Genomic DNA, 19,992 nt, shown 5'->3' with positions numbered 1-19,992 from the left:
GATGATAGCCGGGGGTTCTCCCCCCGTGAAAGTAGATCGCTGCCGGGCGAGTTCAACCGTTTCCCTTTTCGGGGGAAGCGGTTTTTTTATATCATGAAGATTTAAACAAAGTACAAAAGATAAGATATAATAAATGAAAGGATGTGACTCAGGTGGAGCAGTGGATGGAATATGAATCAATTACTATACTCCTTCGTTTAATTCTTGCTGCTTTTTTGGCGGGAGTAATAGGAATTGAACGTGAATCGAAAGGCCACCCAGCTGGTTTTCGGACCCACATGCTGGTTGGGACCGGTTCCTGTTTAGTGATGCTGCTTGCTTTATTTGGCTTTCAGGATTATTTAAACCAGAACGGGGATTTGGTTGCTTATGATCCTTCACGTCTGGCCTCGTATGTAATAAGTGGGATTGGCTTCCTCGGCGCTGGTACCATTATAGTCCAGGGTGCCTCTATTCGGGGGCTGACTACTGCTGCTTCCATCTGGATAGTCGCTGCTATCGGCTTGACTATAGGAGCAGGCATGTTTTTTGCTGGTATTGCCGCGACAGTTCTTGTATTGACAAGTCTTATCTTTTTAAATCACGTAGATAAATGGTTTAAAAACGTTTCTGATACGGACGTATTGTTTATAGCTATGGACAAAGAAGCAAATGAGCTTGGCGAGACGATTCAGCGTCTGGAAAGCATGGAAGTTCAAGTTCAAAAAATAAAGGGCAAGGAATTTGATGAAGACGAAGCACCTCTGCTTCATTATTATATTAAAATTCAACTGCCGGAGGGTATAGCTGAAACAGAACTGTATGAGTCTTTATATAAAGTAGAAAGCATAAAAGAAATAGAGCTTAATCCGTCCTATGAGTAACATACTGCAGGGCGGATTTTTCATTTTGCTCTTCTCTAGCTTGAAAACAGTTGAATAATATTATATATTATAGTCAAAGATAGTCAAAATCAATTTTTTGATAATAGCAAGACGAACCGGGGCGGAGAGGAGGTCGCGGGAATGAAAAGCATGTCTGATGTTATTGAAAATTATTTGAAGCAAATTTTAACACAGAGTGAACAGGATCTAATTGAAATTAAAAGAAGTGAACTTGCAAAGCGCTTTGAGTGTGTTCCCTCCCAGATTAACTATGTGATAAGCACACGTTTTACTATTGAAAAAGGCTATGTAGTAGAGAGTAAACGTGGTGGTGGCGGGTATATACGTATTACAAGGGCTAAAATTTCAGATCACGCAGAACTGCTTCGGCAGGTTTCAGATCTTGTAGGACACGGTATTGATCAAAGAACAGCAGAGAGCGTTATTATGCGCTTGTTTGAAGAAAACGTGGTGAATAAACGCGAAGCAAGTTTGATGCTTGCGGCAGTTGATAGGTCTATACTGGCCTTAAAGTATCCAGAAGAAAGGGATATTGTTCGTGCGCGGATTATGCAAGCTATGATAGAAAGTCTGCGCTATGAATAAGGGAGGGAAGATATATGATCTGTCAGAATTGTGGTCAGCGTCCGGCCTCTTTGCATTACACGAAAATCGTTAATGGAGCTAAAACAGAGCTTCATTTATGCGAAGAGTGTGCCAAAGAACAGGGGGAATCTTCTGAAACGGAGCATTCTTTCATGTCGGCTGCGGGCGGCTATACTATCCAGGATTTATTGTCGGACTTATTAAACATGGACCAGACCAGTACAGCTGGAAACGCTGAAAAAAAACAGCCTAAAAAAGCAAGCACAAACAGGCCGCTGACATGCGACAACTGCGGACTGACGTATAAACAGTTCACTAAAACCGGCCGATTGGGCTGTGCTCATTGCTATCACGCATTTGAGTCGAAGCTGACGCCTGTTTTTCGACGGGTGCACAGCGGCAATACCAATCATACCGGCAAGGTTCCCAAACACAGGCACGAGAAGCTGCATGCCCAAAGAGAGCTTGAGGAGAAAAAACAACAGATTAACATTCTCGTCCAAAATGAAGAGTTTGAAAAAGCTGCGGAATTAAGAGACGAAATCCGTACCCTTGAAAAGCAGTTTCAGGGAAGGGAGGAAGACAGCTGATGGCATCCGAACACTTTTTTTCAGAAGCGATCAGTCCGTGGATGCAGGAAGGGCCGGGACCGGAAGGCGATATTGCTCTCAGCACCAGGATCCGGCTTGCACGTAATATAGAGCAGTACCCCTTTCCTGTTTTTGCTTCAGAAGAAGCGAGTGCAACACTTCTGCGCTATGCTTCCTCCACTCTGTTGAATCATTCAGAAGAAGTAGGCTCTCTTGAAGCTTTGAATATGAATGAGCTTCGCCCGAATGAACGGCAGGTACTGGTGGAAAAGCATCTTGTGAGCCCATATTTAATAAAAAACACGGAACATAGTGCTGTTCTTTTGAATAACGATGAATCAATCAGTATTATGGTTAATGAGGAAGATCACCTGCGTCTTCAATGCCTGAGTAACGGCATGCAGCTTGAAGAATGTTACAATGAAGCTGACCGCCTGGATGATTGGGCAGAAGCGAACCTAACCTATGCGTTTGATGAACGGCTCGGTTACTTAACAAGCTGCCCAACGAATGTAGGGACAGGTATGAGAGCTTCAGTAATGGTACACCTTCCTGCTTTAGTCTGGACCAATCAACTCAGCCGTATTCTTCCGGCTATTCACCAGCTTGGCCTGGTCGTGAGAGGCATTTACGGAGAGGGCAGTGAAGCAGTTGGCAACCTTTTTCAAATTTCCAACCAGATGACATTGGGAAAATCTGAAAAAGATATCATTGAAGATCTGCGCGGTGTAGTAATGCAGGTGATTCAAAGAGAACGCCATGCACGCGAGTCCCTGCTGAACTCTTCAAGGGTAAAACTCGAAGACCGCGTGTTCAGATCCTACGGCATTCTTGCTTACAGCCGCACGATGACAACGAAAGAGGCTGCCAACCGTTTATCAGATGTGAGGCTTGGTATCGATCTGGATTTGATTAAAGGAATTTCGGGTAATATTTTGAATGAACTTATGTTACTGACTCAGCCTGGTTTTCTTGAGCAGTATGCAGGAGAATCACTGAGTCAGGAAGAAGCAGATATAAGACGGGCAAATGTGATCCGTGAGAGAATAAAACTTGAACTATAGATTTACTAATGCATAGGAGGTGCGTGCAACATGATGTTCGGCCGTTTTACAGAACGAGCTCAAAAAGTACTGGCGCTAGCTCAGGAAGAAGCTATCCGCCTTGGCCATAATAATATAGGAACAGAGCATATTCTGCTCGGTTTAGTGCGTGAAGGTGAGGGCATTGCTGCAAAAGCTCTCCAGGCGCTGAATTTGGATACAGATCAGATTCAGCAGGAGGTGGAAACCCTTATTGGTACTGGCCAGCAGGGGTCCAAAACGATTCATTATACCCCGCGGGCGAAAAAAGTTATCGAGCTTTCCATGGACGAAGCCAGAAAGCTTGGACATTCTTATGTAGGAACAGAGCATATTCTCCTTGGTTTAATTCGTGAAGGAGAAGGCGTTGCAGCCCGGGTACTGAATAATCTTGGGGTTAGCCTGAACAAAGCCCGCCAGCAGGTGCTTCAGCTTCTCGGAAGCAATGAGGGGGCTTCAAGCTCCGGAAGCCAGCAGGCTGCGGGAGCAGGTGGAAGTGCCAACACACCGACTCTCGACAGTTTAGCAAGGGATTTGACGGCAGTAGCGAAAGAAGAAGGTCTTGATCCGGTGATCGGAAGAAGCCAGGAAATTGAACGTGTTATTCAGGTGTTAAGCCGCCGGACAAAAAACAACCCGGTTCTTATCGGGGAGCCTGGTGTAGGTAAAACAGCTATCGCTGAAGGCCTCGCTTTGTCTATCGTTTCCAATGAAGTGCCGGAAACGCTCCGCAATAAGCGGGTTATGACTCTCGATATGGGTACCGTTGTTGCTGGTACAAAATACCGCGGTGAATTTGAAGACCGTTTGAAGAAAGTAATGGAAGAAATCCGTCAGTCCGGAAATGTGCTGTTGTTCATTGATGAACTTCATACATTAATCGGTGCCGGCGGTGCAGAAGGGGCAATCGATGCCTCGAACATCCTGAAGCCGTCACTCGCACGTGGAGAGCTTCAGTGCATCGGTGCCACCACCCTGGATGAATACCGCAAGTATATTGAAAAGGATGCCGCGCTTGAACGCCGGTTCCAGCCAATTCAAGTGGACGAACCGACACTGGAAGAATCCATTCAAATTCTTGCCGGACTGAGAGACCGTTACGAAGCCCACCACCGGGTAACTATCGGGGATGAGGCGATTGAGCAGGCAGTAAAATTATCCGACCGGTATATTTCGGATCGTTTCCTTCCGGATAAAGCAATTGACTTAATCGACGAAGCTGGTTCACGGGTACGCCTACGCTCATATACAGCGCCGCCGAACCTGAAAGAACTCGAGCAGAATCTCGAAGAAACGCGTAAGGAAAAGGATGCGGCCGTGCAGAGCCAGGAATTCGAAAAAGCGGCTTCACTCCGTGATTCCGAACAGCGGCTTCGGGCGGAAGTCGAAGAGATGAAAAACGAATGGAAAGAAAAACAGGGGCAGGAAAACTCTGCGATTACGACAGAAGACATTGCTCAGGTGGTTTCAAGCTGGACAGGCGTCCCAGTATCCAAGCTCGCAGAAGAAGAAACGGACCGCCTGCTTCATATGGAGGACATCCTGCATAACCGGGTGGTCGGCCAGGACGAGGCAGTTAACGCTATTTCCAAGGCAGTACGCCGTGCCCGTGCCGGTTTGAAGGATCCAAAACGGCCGATCGGCTCCTTTATCTTCCTCGGACCTACCGGTGTAGGTAAAACGGAACTGGCGCGCGCTGTTGCAGAAACATTGTTTGGCGATGAAGAATCGATTATCCGGATCGATATGTCCGAATATATGGAACGTCACGCAACGAGCCGCCTGGTCGGTTCTCCTCCAGGCTATGTCGGCTATGAAGAGGGCGGACAGCTGACAGAAAAAGTACGCCGTAACCCGTACTCGGTGATTTTGTTGGACGAAATCGAAAAAGCTCACCCGGAAGTATTTAACATTTTGCTTCAAGTACTTGAAGACGGTTTTCTTACCGACTCCAAGGGACGCCGGGTCGACTTTAGAAATACAGCGCTGATTCTGACCTCGAACGTTGGGGCAAGTACTCTGCGTCAAAATAAAAGTGTCGGCTTTGCTGCCCAGTCCACCGAGCAGAAATTCGATGATATGCGGGATAAAATCATGGGCGAGCTGAAAAACACGTTCCGTCCTGAATTTATCAACCGTCTGGACGAAATTATTGTCTTCCACAGCCTGGAAAAAGAGCACATCAAAAAGATCGTGCGCTTAATGACAGAGCAGCTTAAAAAGCGTGTGGAAGAGCACGGTATCAGCATTGAAATTACCGAGGCAGCACTTGATAAAATTGCCGATGAAGGTTTCGATCCTGAATACGGAGCCCGGCCGCTCAGACGTGCTCTGCAGCGTCACGTGGAAGACCGTTTATCCGATGAACTGCTTAAAGGCACGCTTGAAGAAGGCAACACTGCTGTGATTGACGTGAAAGACGATGAATTTATTGTTGAAACGAAATCAGGCACAGCAAAAGCGCAATAAAGCTATACTCGAAACAGCTGCCTTGTGGCATATTAATGTCAGGGGGCAGCTGTTTTTCTTTTTATGAACGATAAAATCACGTAAAATCGAAACGAAAAATGGATACAGCCCGTAGTAAAAGAGGAGGAGCGTATGGCAAAAGCTAAAACAAAATTTGTCTGCCAGGAGTGCGGGTATGAAACCCAAAAGTGGATGGGGCGCTGCCCTTCCTGCAGCAACTGGAATACGATGGTAGAGGAAAAAGAAGCACCGGCATCGAAAGCAGGCCGCCGCCCGGCGGCAAATGTATTCAGCGAAGCCGACAAGCCGACGCCGATTACCCAGGTAACCGGGGAAAAGGAAAACCGCATTTCAACGTCTGTCGGCGAGCTAAACAGAGTATTAGGCGGGGGCATCGTGCCCGGCTCACTCGTACTGGTTGGGGGAGACCCGGGGATTGGGAAGTCAACGCTGCTTCTGCAGGTTTCTGCTCTGCTTGCTTCTCAGAAGTACCGTGTCCTTTATGTTTCCGGAGAGGAATCGGTCAAGCAGACGAAAATGAGAGCGGAACGGCTCGGTGTGGAAGCGGATACGCTGTTTGTCTTTACCGAAACAAACATGGAGCGGATCGAAGCCGCGATGGAGGAAGTGAAGCCGGATCTTGTGATTATTGATTCGATTCAGACCGTCCATTCGGATGAAATCCAATCGGCGCCCGGAAGCGTAGCGCAGGTGCGTGAATCGACGTCGACGTTTATGCACATTGCAAAAAATCAGGGCATTGCTGTATTTGTTGTTGGCCATATGACCAAGCAGGGGTCCATTGCCGGGCCGAAAATGCTAGAGCATATGGTGGATTCCGTGCTTTATTTTGAAGGCGAACAGCATAATACGTACCGGATTCTACGGGCCGTTAAAAACAGATTTGGCTCGACGAATGAAATCGGGATATTTGAAATGAAAGAAGCAGGACTGAAGGAAGTAACAAACCCTTCAGAAATCTTTCTTGAAGAGCGGACGGAAGGTACTTCCGGATCGGCTGTCGTAGCTTCTCTGGAAGGGACCCGGCCGGTACTTGTAGAGCTGCAGGCGCTAATCGCCCCTACCAGCTATGCTTACCCGCGCCGGACAGCTACAGGAATTGACCAGAACCGGATTGCGCTGCTGATGGCAGTGCTGGAAAAGCGCCTTGGCATGCTTCTTCAAAACCAGGATGCCTATATTAATGTCGCCGGAGGCGTGAAGCTCGACGAGCCGGCAGTCGATCTTGGCATTGCTATATGCGTTGCCTCGAGCTTTCGGAATCAATCCACGAACCCGGGTGACATTGTCATGGGAGAAGTCGGCCTTACCGGAGAAATCCGGCGTATTTCCCGGGTGGAGGAGCGCGTGAAAGAAGCAGCAAAGCTTGGGTTTTCGCGGGCGATTATTCCATCGAAGAATATCGGGGGCTGGACATTTCCGGAAGGCATTCAGGTAATAGGCGTCAAAACACTTGAAGAAGCACTCGATGCTGCACTCGAACCAGCTCCGCTTAGATAAATTAAAGATGAAGGTCCTGATCGTATATGAGGATCTTCTCTATCCTTTTTCCTAACAATTAAGAAAATTCAACAATCTTATGAACATATTGTATCAAATTGTCCAAAGTTATGATAAATATGACGTTGGTGGTTTGTACCAGAGGAAAAATGTTTATAATACAATTAAGGAGGTGTTTGGAAAGTGTTGGAAAAGATCGTACAGTTATTTTTTGTTCTTGCCGGTATTACGTTAGGATTCCTTTATATTCCTGAACTTATTTCTTTATTTCCTTTTTATACTTTTCCTGAATGGGTCTACAACGCATATATCGGTGCTGTTGTAGGAGCGGTAATCGTTGGCTTTGTGTTTTGGGCTGTGAGCCTTTGGATCGCGAGGCCAATCGTGAACGGCATGCGATTCCTGGAAGAAAAGGTGGTGAAAGCTCCTGTCACAGACGTATTGTTCGGAACGCTCGGACTGATTTTCGGACTGGTGGTTGCCTTTCTTATTTCTCTTCCACTCAACTCAATCCGTATCCCAGTAATTGAATCCGTTCTTCCCTTATTTTTATCCTTTTTCTGCGGCTATTTTGGCTTTCAGATTGGATTTAAAAAGCGTGATGAACTGTTGGCCCTTTTTTCAAGCTCAAAAAACGCTGCAGCAAAGGAAGAAGCAGCGCTGGCTGCTGCGGCAGCTTCAGAAGAAAACCAGGCGTGGGAGAAGCTGCTCGATACAAGCGTAATTATTGACGGGCGCATTGCAGATATCTGCCAGTCAGGGTTTATTGAAGGGAAGCTGGTGATCCCGGAGTTCGTACTTGAAGAGCTTCAGCACATTGCGGATTCCTCAGACGTATTAAAGCGTAACCGGGGCCGTCGCGGACTTGATATTTTAAATCGTATTCAAAAGGAACTTCCTATTGAAGTAGAGATTACGGACGCTGATTTTGAAGACATTCATGAAGTGGACAGCAAGCTGGTAAAACTTGCGAAAGTGCGAAATGGTATTGTCGTTACCAATGATTTTAATTTAAACAAAGTGTGCGACCTTCAGGGCGTCAGCGTATTAAACATTAATGATTTGGCTAATGCAGTCAAACCGGTGGTTCTTCCTGGTGAGGAAATGATGGTCCAGGTGATCAAAGACGGGAAGGAACAAAGCCAGGGGATTGGATACTTAGACGATGGCACGATGATTGTGGTCGAAAGCGGCAAAGGCTATATCGGCCAGGAGATAGAAGTGGTAGTCACGAGTGTCCTGCAGACAAGCGCTGGACGGATGATATTTGCAAAACCAAAGGTATCGAAGCGCGAAAAAGCTTTATAATGAGATGCCCTGTGCCTGCACAGGGTTTTTTTAATGCGGATTTCCATCAAATATAAATAGCCGGCAGCTTTTCCTATAGGGGAAGTTTTGGTAAAATTAATGTTTGATAAGCGGTGCGGTAGAATAAATACAGCGTTTTTCGGGTATCAGCATATTATTAACAGTCGGACTTTGCTTAAAAAGCAGAGAAAACACGATACATATACCGGGAACACAATGTCTTGAAATTGGAGAGGTACTATGAACTATGCGGTAGTCATTCCTGCAGCCGGCCAGGGGAAACGAATGCAGGCAGGCCATAATAAACAGTTTCTCGTTTTAGAAGAACGGCCATTAATAATTCATACTGCATCTGTTTTCGAGCAGGATCCGTGGTGTAAAGAAATTATTGTTGTTGCCAACGCTTCAGAAATTTATGATATGGAAGAGCTTTTCAACGAATGGGGCATTCGGAAGGTGAAGCAGGTGGTTGTAGGTGGAAACGAGCGCCAGAACAGCGTGCATGAAGGGTTGAAATGCCTTCTTCCTGAGCATAAAGTAGTTCTGGTGCACGACGGGGCCCGCCCATTCGTTGAGCAGGATGATATCCACCGCCTCGTGGAACAGGCAGAGCAAACAGGGGCAGCAGTGCTTGGCACAAAAATGAAAGACACCGTCAAACGTACAGATGGGGAGACGGTTCTTGAAACGATCGACCGTTCCAGCTTATGGGCGGTACAGACCCCGCAGGCGTTTCAGGCAGCGGTGGTGACGGAAGCCTACGATTACGCAGCCGCCCACCAGATTATTGGCACAGACGATACCAGCCTTGTGGAATATATGGGCCGGCCGGTAAAGATTGTGGAAGGAAGCTACGACAATATTAAATTGACCACTCCCGAAGACATGGTGGTGGCCCGGGCGATTTTGCAGAAGCGAAGAGAGGGAAGAAAGTAATGAGAATTGGACATGGATACGATGTACACCAGCTGCAGGAAGGCCGTCCTTTAATCCTGGGAGGGATAAACATTCCTCACGATAAAGGACTTCTCGGACATTCGGATGCAGACGTTTTACTTCATGCAGTAACAGATGCGATACTGGGGGCAGTCGGGCTCGGCGATATCGGCAGGCATTTCCCGGATACGGACCCGGAATTTAAAGATGCTGATTCTGCGGACCTGCTTTCTCATGCCTGCAGTCTTGTGAAAGCAAAGGGATGGAAGCTTGGAAATGTCGATGCGACGATACTGGCCCAGCAGCCAAAAATGGCTCCGCATATTCCGGAAATGAAAAAGCGTATCGGCGAACTGCTTGAAGCGCAAGCAGAGGAGCAGGTGAATGTAAAAGCGACGACCACAGAGAAGCTCGGGTTCGTCGGCCGAAAAGAAGGTATTGCTGCTCATGCTGTTGTACTTCTGCAGCCAGTCGATTAAATATACGTAAAATAGAGAATACAAAAACAGAAAGTCTACGGAGGGTGAAGGAAATGAGTGAAAAAGTACGTGTACGGTTTGCTCCGAGTCCAACCGGCCATCTTCATATCGGCGGAGCGCGCTCGGCATTGTTTAATTATTTATTCGCAAGAAGCCAGGGCGGAGATTTTATTCTGCGGATTGAAGATACAGATCAGGAGCGTAATGTGGAAGACGCTACCGCCCGTTTAATGGAAAGCCTGCGCTGGCTTGGCATTGAATGGGATGAAAGTGTGGATGTCGGAGGCCCGCATGAGCCTTATCAGTCGATGGAGCGAATCGGGCTGTATAAAGAATATGTCCAGCGTCTTCTTGATGAAGGCAAGGCCTACTATGATTATATGACAGAAGAGGAGCTTGCCCAGGAAAGAGAAGAGCAGATGGCCCGCGGGGAAGCACCGAAATACAGCGGACGTGACAGGGACCTTACGCCGGATCAGCGGAAGGCATATGAAGACCAGGGAATTAAGCCGGTCGTTCGCTTCCGCGTTCCGGAGGGACAGAGCGTCATCATTGATGATGTTGTAAGAGGAAATGTTATTTTCGAATCCAACGATATTGGTGATTTTGTCATCGCCCGTAAAGACGGCATACCAACATACAACTTTGCGGTAGTGATTGATGATCATTTGATGGAAATTTCCCACGTCATCCGTGCAGAAGAGCATCTTTCCAACACGCCGCGGCAGGCTATGGTCTACGATGCCTTTGACTGGGAAAAGCCGCGTTTTGCCCACGCATCACTGATTTTGAATCCGAACCGCCAGAAAATGAGCAAGCGCGATGGCTCCGTCATTCAATTTGTAGAACAGTACCGTGATCTTGGCTATCTGCCGGAAGCTATCGTGAACTTCCTGGCACTGCTCGGTTGGTCTCCAAAAGGAGAACAGGAGCTGTTTACGATTGAAGAATTAAAAGAACAGTTTTCACTTGAGCGGGTTTCGAAGGCCCCGGCGGTCTTTGATACAGACAAACTTGCCTGGATGAACAACCAGTACGTAAAAGAAGTGGATACAGAACGTCTCACGCTGCTTGCACTTCCGCATCTGCAGGAAGCAGGAAAGCTGCCGGCAGAGCTTTCGGAAGCCCAGTACGAGTGGCTGAAGCAGCTTGTCGGGATCTATCAGGAACAAATGCACTATGCAGCAGAAATTGTCGATCTGACAGATCTGTTCTTCAAAACAGAGATCGACTATACCCAGGAAGCCCGGGAAGTACTCGAGCAGGAGCATGTAAGCACCGTACTGCAGCACTTCTCGAAAGAGCTTGACGAGGCTCCGGATTTTGAACCGGAAACGGTGAAAAAAGCGGTAAAAGCTACCCAGAAGGCGACAGGCTATAAAGGAAAGCAGCTATTTATGCCAGTCCGGGTGGCAACGACCGGTCAGACGCACGGACCCGAGCTCCCGGCAGCCATTTCGCTCCTCGGAAGAAACGTCGTGCAGGCAAGGCTGCAGCAGGTTCTCTCCTCCTAAATAAATATCTTTAAAGCTACGACAGGAAGAAGTAAAGAACAACAGGCTTTATACAGAGATGCTCTCCGGTGGCTGAGAGAGGGCACTGAGCCGGTTTTTGAAATGCGTCCTGGAGTCCTCTGCTGAATGTAGTAGGCAGCGGCGGCGTACCCCGTTACGGTAAAAAGAGAAGCGCCTGTTCCGGCGCTTAAACAGAGTGGGACCGCGTTATAAAACGTCTCTGTGCGTATTCGCACAGAGACGTTTTTTTTATTGATATACTAAGCATATAATATGAAAGCTTGAGAGAAGGAATAGAAAGTGGGGAAGCACCATGTGGAAAAAGCTGAAAAATGATTTGGATGTTGTATTTGACCAGGACCCGGCAGCGCGGAACCGTCTTGAAGTGGTTTTCACGTACGCGGGTGTACACGCAGTATGGTCTCATCGTTTCGCCCATTGGCTGTGGAAGAAAAAGATGTTTTTTTTCTCCCGGGTGATCTCTCAGCTCAGCCGCTTTGTCACCGGAATAGAAATTCATCCCGGAGCGGTCGTCGGTGAACGGCTTTTTATTGATCACGGCATGGGAGTCGTTATTGGGGAGACGTGTGAAATCGGTGATAACGTTACGATTTTCCAGGGCGTTACTCTGGGCGGCACGGGCAAAGAAAAAGGCAAGCGGCACCCGACGATTGAGGACCATGTATTGATTGCAAGCGGCGCCAAAGTCCTTGGTTCTATGACGATCGGAAAGCATTCCCGTATCGGCGCGGGATCGGTGGTATTGAACGAAGTGCCGCCCAATTCGACAGTCGTCGGTATTCCGGGCAAGGTGGTTGTGCAGGACGGCGTGAAGATTAACAGAAACTCGCTCGACCATCAGAATCTCCCGGATCCGGTGGCCGATAAGATTCGTTCACTTGAAGAGGAAATCGAAATGCTGAAAGAACGGATCCCTGAGCATGAAAGCGCAGAGCGCGAACAATCGGTGAAAGGAAGAGAGCAGTAATGGCGATTCATATATACAATTCATTAACCAATCAAAAAGAGCTGTTTCAACCGATAGACCCGGACCGGATTACGATGTACGTGTGCGGGCCGACGGTGTACAACTACATTCATATCGGCAACGCCCGTCCAGCTATTGTTTTTGATGCTGTCCGCCGCTATCTGATGTACCGCGGATACAATGTGTATTACGTGTCGAATTTTACCGATGTGGATGACAAAATTATTAAAGCTGCCCAGGAAATGAACGAAGAAGTGCCAGTGCTCGCTAATCGTTTTATCGACACGTACCTTGAAGATATCGAATCTCTCGGGGTGGAAAAGGCGGACCTTCATCCGCGGGCGACCGAAACAGTTACAGAAATGATTGAGTTTATCGAGCAGCTGATTGCAAAAGGATTTGCCTATGAATCAAACGGCGATGTGTATTACCGAACGAAGAAATTCAAAAATTACGGGAAGCTTTCCTCACAGTCTGTCGGAGATCTGCAGATGGGCGCGCGTATTGAAGTAGGCGAGCAGAAAGAGGATCCGATGGATTTCACGCTCTGGAAAAAAGCAAAGGAAAACGAAATTGCGTGGGAGAGCCCGTGGGGTGAAGGACGCCCGGGCTGGCATATTGAATGCTCGGCGATGGTGAAAAAATATATGGGGGATACTATCGATATCCATGCCGGCGGCCAGGATTTAAAATTTCCCCACCACGAAAATGAAATTGCCCAAACGGAAGCATTGACCGGCAAACCCATGGCCCACTACTGGATGCACAATGGCTATATTAATATTAACAATGAAAAAATGTCGAAATCTCTCGGGAACTTCGTACTGGTGCATGACATGATTCAGCAGCACGATCCCGAAGTAATCCGCTTTTTCATGATGCAGGCACACTACCGCAATCCTATTAACTTTGACAACGACCTGCTTGAATCAGCCAGGGCCGGGCTGGAGCGGCTGCGCTCGACGCTTGAAAACGTTAAGCATCGCCGTGGTGAAAGCGCGGACGGGGGCAGCAAAGAGGGTCTGGAGGCGGCAGAACGGGCCAAGGAGCGTTTTCTGGAGGAAATGGACGATGATTTTAACACGGCAAATGCTGTCAGCGTACTGTTTGACCTGGCGCGGGAAGCAAATAAATATATGCAGCAGCCGCAGACAAGTATTGCTTCGCTGGACGCAATTATTGAAACGATGACTGAAATCGGAGGCGTACTCGGAGTTTCTTTGGAAAAAGAGGAAGAAATGCTAGATGAAGACATCGAACGGCTTCTCGAAGAGCGGGTGGAAGCAAGAAAAAATAAAAACTTTGCCCGTGCCGATGAAATTCGGGACCAGCTCGAGAACGACGGAATTTTATTAGAAGATACACCGCAGGGAACCCGGTGGAAGAGGAAATAACATGATAAACTATAGTAAAGTAGACGAAAAGCAGTTAAATGCTCTGGCGCTTGCCTATATGGGTGATGCAGTGCTCGAAACCCATATCCGCCATTATTTAATTTCGGAAGGGAAAGTACGGCCGCAGGAGCTGCATAAGCAGGCTACCTCCTACGTATCGGCTCAGGCCCAGGCGGAGGTACTGCGATCCATGTGGGAGGAAGGATATTTAACGGAAGAGGAGACCGCCGTGGCCAGGCGTGGACGTAACGCGAAATCCGGCAGCATTCCCAAAAATGCGGATCTGGCCACTTACCGTATGAGTACAGCGTTTGAAGCAGTGCTTGGGTATCTGCATTTTGCCGGAAGGCAGGAGCGGGTAAGCGAAATTATTGCATTTGCGATAGACAAAACACAAGAAAGAGGCCAGTCACTATGAGCCAGGAATGGATTGCGGGAAAAAATCCTGTTATAGAAGCGTTAAAAGCCGACCGGAAAATTGAGAAAGTTATGATCGCAGATACGTCCAAAAAAGGAGCAGCACAGGAAATACGAGCGCTGGCGGGGAAAAAGGGAATAGAAGTGCAGGAAGTTTCAAAGAAAAAACTCGATGAGCTCGATGCAGGCGTACATCAGGGAGTAGCGGCTGCCGTACCGGCTTATCAGTACGCAGGAATGGACGATTTATTCCGTAAGGCAGAAAAACAGCAGGAGGACCCTTTTTTCCTTGTACTGGACGGGGTGGAGGATCCCCATAATCTGGGCTCCATGATACGGACAGCGAACGCCTCCGGCGTGCACGGCGTTATTATTCCAAAAAGGCGGGCAGCCGGCGTGACCCAGACCGTTGTAAAAACATCGGCAGGAGCTGTGGAGTACGTGCCGGTAGTCCGGGTAACAAACATTAATAAAACGCTGGATGAATTAAAGGACAAGGGTCTTTGGATAGCCGGGACGGGGACGGATAATGCCTCTGATTACAGACAAATGCAGGCGGATATGCCGCTTGCCCTTGTAATCGGAAACGAAGGAAAAGGACTGAGCCGGCTTGTAAAGGAAGCATGCGACTTTCTGGTACAGATTCCGATGTATGGACCGGTTACTTCATTGAACGCTTCTGTTGCCGGCGGTGTTCTAATGTACGAAGTGCTGCGCAAACGACAGGAGAAGGGAAGGCAGACACCATGAAGGACATTCTTCTCGTAGATGGATATAATGTGATTGGCGACTGGCCGGAGCTGAAGCCGCTCCGTGCCGGTCATCTGGAGGAGGCCCGGGACCGGCTTATTGATGCGATGGCAGAGTACCAGACGTATAAGGGGTGGAGAGTTATTGTGGTTTTTGATGCCCACATGGTTCCCGGCATCGGAAAAAACTATCAGCTGAAACGTGTGGAGGTGGTATACACGAGAGAGCACGAGACAGCCGATGAGCGCATCGAAAAACTAGTCGGGGAGTTAAAAAACGTGGAAACGAGAGTGCATGTGGCCACCTCTGATTACGCTGAACAGTCAATGACGTTTGGGAGCGGGGCGTTAAGAAAATCGGCAAGGGAGCTCCGCCATGAAACAAAGCTTGTCGAAAAAGGCATCGAAGAAGAGCTTGAAAATCAAAAAAAAGCCATTCATAAGACTGCTCTTCCTATTACGGAAGAAATGGCAGAAATTTTCGACAAATGGCGCAAAAGGGATCTGTAGGCAGTTGACGCTCTTATGAACACTCCGATATAATGATTGCTATATTTATACTACTATGCGCATGGGCGGAGGGATTGTATTGAGTACAGACCTCAAGAAACCGGAACAACATCAAACTACCCGAACCGAAGATGAAATACTGATTGAATTTGCACGTGCAGGCGATAACCAGGCGTTAGAACGACTGATTGAGAAATACCGGCATTTGGTGCGGGCGAAATCACGATCGTATTTTCTCATCGGGGGAGATTATGAAGATATTATACAAGAAGGAATGATCGGGCTTTATAAAGCTGTACGAGATTTCCGGGGGGACAAACTATCCTCGTTCCGTGCCTTTGCTGAGTTGTGTATTACGAGGCAGATCATTACAGCTATAAAGACGGCGACAAGGCAGAAGCATTCGCCGCTGAACTCATATATCTCGTTGGACAAGCCAGTGTATGAGGAAGATTCAGAAAGGCCTTTGCTCGATATTTTAGTAGAGACCCATGCCAAAAGTCCGGAAGATCTGCTTATTATCAGGGAGAAGCAGGAGGACATGGAAACAAAAATCGGCAGCGTTCTGAGTGAACTTGAGCAGCAGGTGCTGCAACTTTACATTGATGGCCGTTCCTATCAGGAAATGTCCGGACTGCTCGGCAGAAGAAATAAATCCATCGACAATGCGCTTCAAAGAATCAAGCGCAAGCTTGAAAATTGTGAAGAGTGGAATGCATTAATCTCTTGAAAGACGGGCTTTGCAGGCTTTTTGATTTCAGAAAAATCAAAAATAATTACGTGACAAGTTATTGACAGCGTTTTCTCATAGTGGTAAGCTTTATTTAAGTTAATACGTTAGGTTGAGTATATGAAAGCCGCACACCAGTCATTCCATTGGGATACGTGTGCGGCTTTTTTCAGGCTCACCCGGTTACTTCCAGTTGTTCATGCTAATTTTTATTCATTATTATGAAAGCGTTTTTCTGGAAGATAACCGGGATTAAAGGTCTGGGTCTTGCGGCGCCGCAACAAATAATAAGACGAACCGCCTAACGTTATGACGATAAGTAAGCTTTAATAAAAAAAGGAGGAAAAAGAAATGTCTGTTTATTTAGCGGAGCTTATCGGTACGATGATTCTTATTATCTTTGGCGGCGGCGTAGTTGCCAACATCAGCCTGAACAAATCAAAAGCTCAGGGCGGCGGCTGGATTGTTGTAGCACTTGGGTGGGGGTTTGCGGTGGCAATGGCAGTTTACGCAGTAGGCCAGTTCTCCGGAGCGCACATTAACCCGGCGGTAACGCTCGGTCTTGCTTCTGTTGGAGAATTCGCATGGGCCCAGGTTCCAGGCTACATTATTGCTCAATTAATTGGTGCTGCACTAGGCGGCGTAGTAGTTTATCTTCACTTTCTCGGTCACTGGAAAGAAACGGAGGATCCGAATACAAAGCTCGGGGTATTTTCGACCGACCCGGCTCTTCCAAATAGGTTTAATAACTTCTTAAGCGAATTCATCGGCACAGCCGTACTTGTCGGTGGTATTTTAGGAATTGGGGCCAACCAGTTTACTGAAGGGTTGAACCCGTTAATTGTCGGCTTTCTAATCGTAGCGATCGGTCTCTCTCTTGGCGGTACGACCGGGTACGCGATCAACCCAGCTCGTGACCTTGGCCCGCGTATTGCTCACGCCCTGCTGCCGATTTCGGGTAAAAGAGATTCCAACTGGTCCTACGCCTGGATTCCAGTTGTAGCTCCGGCTGCCGGCGGTGTGTTCGGTGCAATGGTTTACCGGTCGTTCTTCTTAGGAGAAGGCGCGATGGCATTAATGATTTACTCGGTTGTCGTAGCAGTTTTCCTGGGAAGCCTGTACTACATGGGCAAACGTTCCGAAAAAACAATCATGTCCAACCCTGAAGTGAAAAACTAACACAATTTGTATACGAAAGAGGAGATGAAGCGGATGGAGAAGAAATACATTTTAGCAATCGACCAGGGAACGACAAGCTCACGTGCCATTATTTTTAACAAAGAAGGAGAAATTGTAGGCACCGCGCAAAGAGAATTCAAGCAGTACTTCCCAAAATCCGGCTGGGTGGAGCATAACGCCCAGGAAATCTGGACGTCTGTCCTTGCAGTCCTTGCAGAGGTGCTTGGTGAAAATGATATCCAGGCTGAGGAAATTAACGCGATTGGAATCACGAATCAGCGTGAAACAGCGGTTGTATGGGACAAGCACACCGGCCGCCCTGTCTATAACGCCATCGTATGGCAGTCCCGGCAGACGATGGACATTTGCAACGAACTGAACGAGCAGGGATATGGGGAAATGTTCCGTAATAAAACCGGTCTCCTGATTGATGCTTATTTCTCAGGGACGAAAGTAAAATGGATTCTCGATAATGTGGATGGTGCCCGGGAAAAAGCGGATAACGGAGATCTTCTGTTTGGTACCATTGATACGTGGCTCATCTGGAAGCTTTCCGGAGGAAAAGCGCATGTAACCGACTATACCAATGCTGGCCGGACGCTTATGTACAATATTTATGATCTGCAGTGGGACGATGAACTGCTTGATGTCCTGGGAGTGCCGAAGAGCATGCTTCCGGAAGTGCGTTCTTCTTCCGAGGTGTATGCCAATACAGTGGACTACCACTTCTTTGGCCAGGAGGTTCCTATTGCCGGCGTAGCAGGAGACCAGCACGCTGCCCTGTTCGGCCAGGCATGCTTTGAAAAAGGGATGGCAAAGAACACGTATGGCACCGGCTGCTTTATGCTGATGCATACCGGAGACAAACCAGTGCCTTCTAACAATGGCCTGTTGACTACGATCGCCTGGGGGATTGACGGGAAGGTTGAATATGCTCTTGAAGGAAGTATCTTTGTAGCCGGATCGGCTATTCAGTGGCTGCGCGATGGCCTGCGGATGTTTACGAATGCTCCGGACAGCCAGAAGTACGCTGAGCGCGTTGACGATACAAATGGCGTATATTTTGTACCGGCATTCGTGGGGCTCGGTGCTCCTTATTGGGACAGTGAAGCCCGCGGAGCGATCTTTGGACTCAGCCGGGGCACGGAAAAAGAACATTTTGTAAGAGCGACGCTTGAATCGCTTGCCTACCAGACAAAGGATGTTCTCGGTGCGATGGAAACGGACTCGGGTATTGAAGTGAAATCTCTCCGTGTCGACGGCGGCGCCGTTTCAAATGATTTTCTGATGCAGTTTCAAAGCGATATTGTCGGTGTGCCTGTAGAACGTCCGGCTGTCATTGAAACTACTGCAATGGGGGCAGCGTATTTAGCGGGGATTGCCACCGGCTTCTGGAGCAGTAAAGAAGAAGTGAAGAAGCAGTGGAAAAAAGAAAAACAGTTTGATCCGCAAATCAACGAAGATACAAGAACAGAACTGTACGATGGCTGGAAGGAAGCGGTGGACGCTACCAGAGCGTTCAAGCCGGGAAAAAAGAAAGCACCAACCCAGTCAACTAACTAATAATTATGATATGTTGGGGCCGGCGTTCCCTGTGGAGCGCCGGTTTTTATATGCCCTTTAATTTCTCCTTGATTATGGTGCGGAAGTTGTTTATGATTGATACTGGTAGAAATATATGTGCACCTAAAGCAAACAGACCGCAGAGCCCTTAGGAGCGGCTGTTTTTTTAATGGTTGAAAACAAGCAGGACATAGAAGTCTGAAGGTACATGGGATGCAGAAAAAGAGGCAGATACATTGTTCGTACGAGACCTTATATTAATAATTCTATAACCGTAAACACCGGTTGATGGAGGTGGCTGCATGGCTGGGGGTACGAAAAAAAGCCCTATCCGCTTTCTTAAAGAAGTAGGACAGGAAATGAAGCGTGTTACATGGCCGACACGCAAAGAGCTAACGAAGTATACAATTGTCACGGTGCTGACTGTCATCTTTTTTGTAATCTATTTTGCTGTTATCGATTTAGGGCTTTCTGAACTTGTTCGTATATTTTTGGAGTAGTGACGGTTGAACGTTTGGAATAAAGGAGGGAAGGGAGTTAGCTCCCACTCTAGATATGGAAAAAAGCTGGTATGTAGTCCATACTTATTCGGGCTATGAAAACAAAGTAAAAACAAACCTGGAAAAACGGGTGGAGTCCATGGGGATGACGGATAAGATTTTCCGTGTGCTGGTACCGGTGGAAGAAGAGACGGAAACCAAAAACGGAAAGAGCAAAACGGTTTCCAAAAAGGTTTTTCCCGGGTATGTCATTGTTGAAATGGTAATGACAGACGATTCCTGGTACGTTGTCCGCAACACGCCTGGAGTAACCGGGTTTATCGGTTCGACAGGAGCAGGATCGAAGCCGACGCCGCTCTTGCCCGACGAGGTGGATGCTATTCTCGGTCAGATGGGCGAGAAGGAACCGAAGGCAGAGGTTGATTTCGAGCTTAAAGAAGCAGTAAAGGTTACTGAAGGGCCGTTTGCTGATTTCACCGGCACGGTCGAAGAAATTAATGCAGAGAAGCAGAAGGTCAAAGTTTATGTAAACATGTTCGGCCGCGAAACGCCGGTTGAACTGGAATTTACTCAAGTAGAAAAAATCTAGATCCG

At 47.7% G+C, this 19,992-nt stretch carries 21 protein-coding genes and 1 other annotated feature; of the genes, 20 read left to right on the top strand and 1 reads right to left on the bottom strand.

What is annotated here, in order from left to right:
• Nucleotides 1–180, bottom strand: a 180-nt coding sequence (locus tag ACTTK7_RS11640; protein ID WP_462868255.1) for a hypothetical protein, incomplete at its 3' end; no start/stop codon positions are given.
• On the opposite strand from ACTTK7_RS11640, the gene ACTTK7_RS11635 reads away from it, so the two are divergent.
• The 20 genes from ACTTK7_RS11635 (at nt 165) to nusG (ending at nt 19,987) form a co-directional block, all read left to right on the top strand.
• Nucleotides 165–863, top strand: a complete 699-nt coding sequence (locus tag ACTTK7_RS11635; protein WP_462868254.1) for an MgtC/SapB family protein — start codon at nt 165–167, stop codon at nt 861–863. The genes ACTTK7_RS11640 and ACTTK7_RS11635 overlap by 16 nt on opposite strands.
• 141 nt (nt 864–1,004) lie before the next feature.
• A complete protein-coding gene (locus ACTTK7_RS11630; RefSeq protein ID WP_462868253.1) occupies nt 1,005–1,469 on the top strand; it encodes a CtsR family transcriptional regulator in 465 nt (154 codons plus the stop codon).
• A 14-nt stretch (nt 1,470–1,483) separates the two neighbouring features.
• Nucleotides 1,484–2,059: a UvrB/UvrC motif-containing protein gene (locus tag ACTTK7_RS11625; protein WP_462868252.1), complete on the top strand. Its 576-nt coding sequence runs from the start codon at nt 1,484–1,486 to the stop codon at nt 2,057–2,059.
• Nucleotides 2,059–3,123, top strand: coding sequence for a protein arginine kinase (locus ACTTK7_RS11620; RefSeq protein WP_462868251.1), 1,065 nt, complete (start codon nt 2,059–2,061; stop codon nt 3,121–3,123). Before ACTTK7_RS11625 ends, ACTTK7_RS11620 begins: the two co-directional genes overlap by 1 nt.
• A 30-nt stretch (nt 3,124–3,153) precedes the next feature.
• Nucleotides 3,154–5,610, top strand: coding sequence for an ATP-dependent protease ATP-binding subunit ClpC (gene clpC, locus ACTTK7_RS11615; protein WP_462868250.1), 2,457 nt, complete (start codon nt 3,154–3,156; stop codon nt 5,608–5,610).
• A 132-nt stretch (nt 5,611–5,742) separates the two neighbouring features.
• The gene (gene radA / locus ACTTK7_RS11610) at nt 5,743–7,131 is read left to right on the top strand and encodes a DNA repair protein RadA (protein ID WP_462868249.1); all 1,389 of its coding nucleotides are present in this window, start codon (nt 5,743–5,745) and stop codon (nt 7,129–7,131) included.
• A 183-nt stretch (nt 7,132–7,314) separates the two neighbouring features.
• Nucleotides 7,315–8,439, top strand: coding sequence for a PIN domain-containing protein (locus ACTTK7_RS11605; protein ID WP_462868248.1), 1,125 nt, complete (start codon nt 7,315–7,317; stop codon nt 8,437–8,439).
• A gap of 240 nt (nt 8,440–8,679) precedes the next feature.
• Nucleotides 8,680–9,375 carry a 2-C-methyl-D-erythritol 4-phosphate cytidylyltransferase gene (ispD, locus tag ACTTK7_RS11600; RefSeq protein ID WP_462868247.1) on the top strand — a complete coding sequence of 232 codons (696 nt, stop codon included), beginning with the start codon at nt 8,680–8,682 and terminating at the stop codon, nt 9,373–9,375.
• Nucleotides 9,375–9,854: a 2-C-methyl-D-erythritol 2,4-cyclodiphosphate synthase gene (gene ispF, locus ACTTK7_RS11595; protein ID WP_462868246.1), complete on the top strand. Its 480-nt coding sequence runs from the start codon at nt 9,375–9,377 to the stop codon at nt 9,852–9,854. Before ispD ends, ispF begins: the two co-directional genes overlap by 1 nt.
• Nucleotides 9,855–9,907: 53 nt before the next feature.
• Nucleotides 9,908–11,368: a glutamate--tRNA ligase gene (gene gltX, locus ACTTK7_RS11590; protein WP_462868245.1), complete on the top strand. Its 1,461-nt coding sequence runs from the start codon at nt 9,908–9,910 to the stop codon at nt 11,366–11,368.
• Nucleotides 11,369–11,377: 9 nt separating this feature from the next.
• Nucleotides 11,378–11,593 (top strand) — a binding site (T-box leader).
• 88 nt (nt 11,594–11,681) lie between these two features.
• Nucleotides 11,682–12,356, top strand: coding sequence for a serine O-acetyltransferase EpsC (gene epsC / locus ACTTK7_RS11585; protein ID WP_462868244.1), 675 nt, complete (start codon nt 11,682–11,684; stop codon nt 12,354–12,356).
• On the top strand, nt 12,356–13,750 hold the full coding sequence (gene cysS / locus ACTTK7_RS11580; protein WP_462868243.1) for a cysteine--tRNA ligase: 1,395 nt from the start codon (nt 12,356–12,358) through the stop codon (nt 13,748–13,750). The genes epsC and cysS overlap by 1 nt, the downstream gene beginning before the upstream one ends.
• A 1-nt stretch (nt 13,751) precedes the next feature.
• On the top strand, nt 13,752–14,168 hold the full coding sequence (locus tag ACTTK7_RS11575) for a Mini-ribonuclease 3 (protein WP_462868242.1): 417 nt from the start codon (nt 13,752–13,754) through the stop codon (nt 14,166–14,168).
• Nucleotides 14,165–14,917, top strand: coding sequence for a 23S rRNA (guanosine(2251)-2'-O)-methyltransferase RlmB (gene rlmB, locus ACTTK7_RS11570; protein WP_462868241.1), 753 nt, complete (start codon nt 14,165–14,167; stop codon nt 14,915–14,917). The genes ACTTK7_RS11575 and rlmB overlap by 4 nt, the downstream gene beginning before the upstream one ends.
• Nucleotides 14,914–15,426, top strand: coding sequence for an NYN domain-containing protein (locus tag ACTTK7_RS11565; RefSeq protein ID WP_462868240.1), 513 nt, complete (start codon nt 14,914–14,916; stop codon nt 15,424–15,426). Before rlmB ends, ACTTK7_RS11565 begins: the two co-directional genes overlap by 4 nt.
• 79 nt (nt 15,427–15,505) lie before the next feature.
• The gene (gene sigH, locus ACTTK7_RS11560) at nt 15,506–16,156 is read left to right on the top strand and encodes an RNA polymerase sporulation sigma factor SigH (RefSeq protein ID WP_462868239.1); all 651 of its coding nucleotides are present in this window, start codon (nt 15,506–15,508) and stop codon (nt 16,154–16,156) included.
• 351 nt (nt 16,157–16,507) lie between these two features.
• On the top strand, nt 16,508–17,335 hold the full coding sequence (locus ACTTK7_RS11555; protein ID WP_462868238.1) for an MIP/aquaporin family protein: 828 nt from the start codon (nt 16,508–16,510) through the stop codon (nt 17,333–17,335).
• 33 nt (nt 17,336–17,368) lie between these two features.
• Nucleotides 17,369–18,898, top strand: coding sequence for a glycerol kinase GlpK (glpK, locus tag ACTTK7_RS11550; RefSeq protein ID WP_462868237.1), 1,530 nt, complete (start codon nt 17,369–17,371; stop codon nt 18,896–18,898).
• Nucleotides 18,899–19,200: 302 nt separating this feature from the next.
• Nucleotides 19,201–19,398 (top strand): preprotein translocase subunit SecE, encoded by a 198-nt coding sequence (secE, locus tag ACTTK7_RS11545; protein ID WP_022794453.1) that lies wholly within the window; start codon nt 19,201–19,203, stop codon nt 19,396–19,398.
• Nucleotides 19,399–19,453: 55 nt separating this feature from the next.
• Nucleotides 19,454–19,987, top strand: a complete 534-nt coding sequence (gene nusG / locus ACTTK7_RS11540) for a transcription termination/antitermination protein NusG (protein ID WP_091616735.1) — start codon at nt 19,454–19,456, stop codon at nt 19,985–19,987.
• Nucleotides 19,988–19,992 lie beyond the last annotated feature (5 nt).

The sequence above is a fragment of the Marinococcus tarijensis genome, from assembly GCF_054971385.1.
Note: the sequence above shows the minus strand (reverse complement) of the source record. Positions and strands in the feature narration are given on the sequence as shown.